Annotated in this window: 3 protein-coding genes; all 3 read left to right on the forward strand. The window is 57.0% G+C overall.

Annotation, left to right across the window (positions count from 1 at the left end; all coding sequences use genetic code 11):
* Positions 1-963 (forward strand): type VI secretion system tip protein TssI/VgrG (gene tssI, locus ACIPZE_RS28630; RefSeq protein WP_400776777.1); only part of this gene is annotated, 963 nt, incomplete at its 5' end.
* Positions 953-1,696 carry a DUF4123 domain-containing protein gene (locus ACIPZE_RS28635; RefSeq protein WP_283435899.1) on the forward strand — a complete coding sequence of 248 codons (744 nt, stop codon included), beginning with the start codon at positions 953-955 and terminating at the stop codon, positions 1,694-1,696. The genes tssI and ACIPZE_RS28635, both read left to right, overlap by 11 nt.
* Positions 1,693-4,811: DUF6531 domain-containing protein (locus ACIPZE_RS28640; RefSeq protein ID WP_400776780.1), on the forward strand; the 3,119-nt coding region annotated here is incomplete at its 3' end. The genes ACIPZE_RS28635 and ACIPZE_RS28640, both read left to right, overlap by 4 nt.

The raw sequence follows: 4,811 nt of genomic DNA on the forward strand, positions 1-4,811 counted from the left end.
CCCCTGCGCCACCCGAAACCACGCATTCTCGGCAGCCAGAGCGCCGTGGTCACCGGCCCCAAAGGCGAAGAAATCCACTGCGACGAATACGGCCGGGTCAAAGTCCAGTTCCACTGGGACCGCGAAGGCCAGGCCGACGACAAGACCAGTTGCTGGCTACGCGTCTCCTCCGCCTGGGCCGGCGCCCAGTACGGCGGCATCGCCATCCCGCGCATCGGCATGGAAGTGCTCGTCACCTTCCTTGAAGGCGATCCCGACCAGCCATTGATCAGCGGCTGCCTGTACCACAAGGAAAACACCGTCCCCTATCCACTGCCGGCGAACAAGACCCGCAGCACCTTCAAGACCCTCAGCTCCATGGGCGGTGGCGGCTACAACGAACTGCGCATCGAAGATAAAAAAGGTCAGGAGCAGATCTACCTGCACGCCCAGCGCGACTGGGACGAAAACATCGAGCACGACCAGAAGATTCGGGTGGGCAACGAACGCCACGACACCGTCGAAAAAAACAGCTACAGCGAATTCAAAGCCGAAGAACACCACACCGTCTACGAAGACCGCAAAGTCGAAGCCCGCGCCAACGACCACCTGACTGTGGGCGTGAACCAGCACATCAAAATCGGCACTGGGCAGTTCATCGACGCGGGGCAGGAAATCCATCTCAGCAGCGGCATGAAAGTGGTGATGGAAGCAGGCGCAGAGCTGACCCTGATCGGCGGCGGCAGCTTCATCAAGATTGATGCCGGCGGCGTGACCATGAGTGGGCCGGTGATCAATATGAACTCCGGCGGTGGGCCGGGCAGCGGCACCGGTGCGGCGCCATTGATACCCGGCGTGCTGAAACAGGCCGACGCTGACAAGGCCGGCCAGGTCCTCACCCCGGCCCAGATCAACACCCTCAAACGCAACGCGCCATTCTGCGAAGAATGCGAAAAATGCAAGGCAGGTGCCTGTGCCATCTGATCGAATTACGCCTAAGGATTGGCTGGCGCAACAGCCGTTGCAGACTGGCGAGCGCCTGTACCTGATCATCAGCGCGGCGAGTGATTCCGACGCGCTGAAAAACCTCTACCTCACCGAACCCACCGCCCAACTCTTGCCGATCTGGGGCGACACGCCCTACTCCACTTGGCAACCGGTGATGCCCTACGTCACCGAACTGAAGGGCAACTCGGCATTCTTGCCATGGATCGCCGAAACCGACGCCCTCGATTGGGGTTGGCTGGCGGTATCGCGCTCGGAGCCGAACGAAGTGTTCGAGCATCTGCGCAGCCTGACACAGGTGAAGATGCCGGACGGGACCGAGGTGTTTTTCCGGTTTTGGGATGGACGGCATATCTACCCGATTCTTGAAGGGTTGGGTGAGACGGCTGGGGAAGTGTTGCCGGTGTTTCAGCGTTACCTGATCAACGGGCGGAGCCTGGAGGTCGGGCCGCGGGTGGTGCCGAAGGCGAAGGATTGGCCGTGGTGGGAGGTGCCGAAAGATCTGCTAGACAGCTTGATGGCCGAGAACCCGTCGACCGTGATCGGCAACATGATGCAGTGGCTATTGGACGAACATGCCGATCTGTACTTCTCGTTCCCAGAATCAAACTTGAAACAAAAAGTGGCGCGCTTCGTAAAGCGCACGCCGCTCACGGAAGAAAATTTTGCCGGTCTGTTGAAGGCCTATTTGGAAAATGAGGTGGTTGTATGAGCGTTTTGATGGGTGGGATCGTTGGTGGCCTCACGGCAAAACAACCTGATGCTCAGGCGATCATTGCCGACTTCAAGAAGTGTCTGAAAGACTACCGTGAGCATGCCGAAGCCTGGTATGGCGGCATTCTGGATGCCGAGCAGCAGTTCAAGGTCGGGGACGAAGTCGGCACGGCAGACAAGGACAGCAAAAAGGAAAACACCCTTTATGCCAACTGCCCCGCTAACGGCAAACTCGTGCTCGTTCACAGCTTCGAATCCGCGCGCTTCGTGCCAATTGGCAATACGCCGGTTCGACTGACTCCGGTAGTCGATGGCCGCTTCATCGGCAAGAACGAAGTCGGTCCGACGATTAACAAAACCATCGATTCGACCGGAATTCTGGAAGTCTCCGGCCTCACACCCAATCAGCAGTACAAAATTACATTTTTCCCTAATCCAACTCCTGCCCAGATCGATAGCCTGTTCAACTCCTACCAAGGCGTGATCGGTGAACTCGGTGGCTGGTTGCAAACCGAATGGAGCACAAGTTTCCTGCCGTTGTGGCAGGCACACACTGATGCATCACTGGGCGGTCGTGCCCTGCAGGAGCTGGAAGCTGCGTGGGAAGGCTTCATGAAGGCGATCATGGGCTTGTGGGGCGATATCAAGAGCCTCTACGACCTCGTCGCTCACCCTCGCGAAAACTACGAAAAACTGAAAAAGTTTTTCACCGAAGAGCAGATCAAGAAGATTTACGACGCTTCAGCCGAAGCCATTCACACAGCTTTGCTAATTGCCAGCGATGAGCCGCTGATGTGGATCTATGTCGCGGCAATCATGGCCTGGGTGCAAATGCTGCCTCCGCAGACCTGCACGGAAGTGCTGGCCCAAATGTCCACAGAGTTCCTGCTGAACATTCTGGTGGGCGTCGTCCTGACTGGAGGCCTCGGCTTGGCCGTTCGCGTGGGGACAAAGGCAATCAAGGGAGTCCAGAGTAGCGGCAAGGTCATAAAACTGATCGAAGATTTCACTGGCATGCTGATGAAGGTCAGCAAATCCAAGGCCACGCCACACACCGAAGCGTCGAAGCCTTTGTTGCTAAATGGCGATTCGAAGTTCAATCCGGCACGTAAAGCGGATGTGCAGATTGCGGCACCCAAACCTGCCGAAACCGCGACAGCACCGAAAAACAAGCCACCGGTCAGCGGCGGAAAAGTGGAGTCCGATGCGCAGATTCAAGCACGTAAAAAAGATGAGCCCGCCTCGCGTGTCGAACAGGTAGAACACGTCGACAACGCGCCAGATCAATCGAAAAACCCGGCCGACAAACCCGCACAGTGTGTTGACGATACATGCTCTGGTGGCGACCCCGTGTCGATGGTGACCGGTGAGGAATTACTCACGCTGACCGATGGTGAAATGGGTGGTTTGCTGCCCTTCGAGTGGACCCGCCTATACCGAAGCAGTGCGGTTGATTTCGACAGCCGTCTCGGCCATGGCTGGAGCCATTCACTGTCCCATCGCTTGCAAATCGACGATGAAGGTGTGCTGTGGACAGACAACGAGAATCGGCAGACCCGATTCCCGATGCCGACCGACCAGCGCCCCGCCATCACCAATAGTCTGGCACAGGCCGCAATTTATCTAGGTGATGCTCCCGGTGAACTTGTCCTGACTCAGGCCGGGGCAAAAACACGCTTCTACCATTTCCGAGCCGGTCGCCTAACCACGATTAGCGACGCCTACGAAAACCGGTTACATATCAGTTATGACTTCGTTGACCGTATCCAGCGCATCGATAACGGTGCAGGCCGTGCCCTGCTAATGCGTTACGACGACCGACACATTGTGGCCGTCGATCAGCAGCAACAACGCCAGGAATACAATGACCGCGGTGAACGTCAGGATCCATGGCTGACCATTCAAACGCTCGTCACCTACCAATACAACGCACGCAATCAACTGATTTCTTCTACCAATGCGGCAGGCGAAACCGAGCATTACCGTTACAACGATCAGCATGTCATCCTCGAACGACAGATGGCCGGCGGCGCCAGTTTCTTCTGGGAATGGGAACGTGAAGGCAAACACTCCCGCTGCATACGCCACTGGGCCAACTACGTGCAAATGGAAGCGCGTTACGAGTGGGATGACAAAGGCTCGGTCACCGTCCATAACGCTGACGGCAGCCAACTTGTCTATGTGCATGACGAAAATGCGCGGCTGGTCAGCGAGACCGCGCCCGACGGCGGTGAAACGCAGAACGCGTACGACGATCAGGGACGTCTGGTCGCCGTAAAAGATCCGATGGGCGCGATCACTGAGTATCAGTACAGCGAAGCTGGGCGCTTGATCGTCGTTATCCCGCCAGAGGGTATTCCGACCCGCTACAACTACTTTAATGGTCAACTCATTGATGTCCAGCGCGGCAAAGCCCGCTGGAAATACGAGCGCAATCGTCAGGGTGACATTACCCAACAAAGCGATCCGGATGGCAACGAAACCCATTACAGCTATGACCGTCAGGGCCGACTGCTGGAAATTCGTCATCCCGATGGTAGTCGTCATCAACTCGGCTGGAACAACCTAGGTCAGTTGCTGGAAGAGCGCCTGCCAGATGGCGGTCAGCGCAAATACCGCTATGACGCGCTAGGTCGACAAATTACCCGTCAGGACGAATTCGGTGCTATCACCCAATACCAATGGGATGCAGTTGATCGTCTGACCCAAGTAACCCTGCCCGGCGGCGCCACTCGCGCGTTCACCTACAACCCATATGGCCGCGTCACCGCCGAACGCGACGAGCTTGGGCGTATCACTCGTTACGAGTACGCCGACAACCTGCACTTGGTCAGCCGCCGCATCAATCCTGACGGCAGCCAACTGCGTTATCGCTACGATAACTCGCAACTTAACCTCACCGAGATCGAGAACGAGCGCGGCGAACGCTACCAACTCGACTACTACTCGAATGGCCTGATCCAACAGGAAACTGGTTTTGACGGTCGCCGCACTGCCTACGAGTACGACCTCAACGGTCAGTTGCTTAAGAAAATCGAGTTCGGCGATGACGGCAGCGAACTGGTCAGCGAATACCAACGTGATGCGTCCGGACGTCTGCTGGTCAAAACCTT

Source organism: Pseudomonas sp. NPDC089741 (assembly GCF_044748825.1).
Taxonomy (GTDB): Bacteria; Pseudomonadota; Gammaproteobacteria; order Pseudomonadales; family Pseudomonadaceae; genus Aquipseudomonas; species Aquipseudomonas helmanticensis.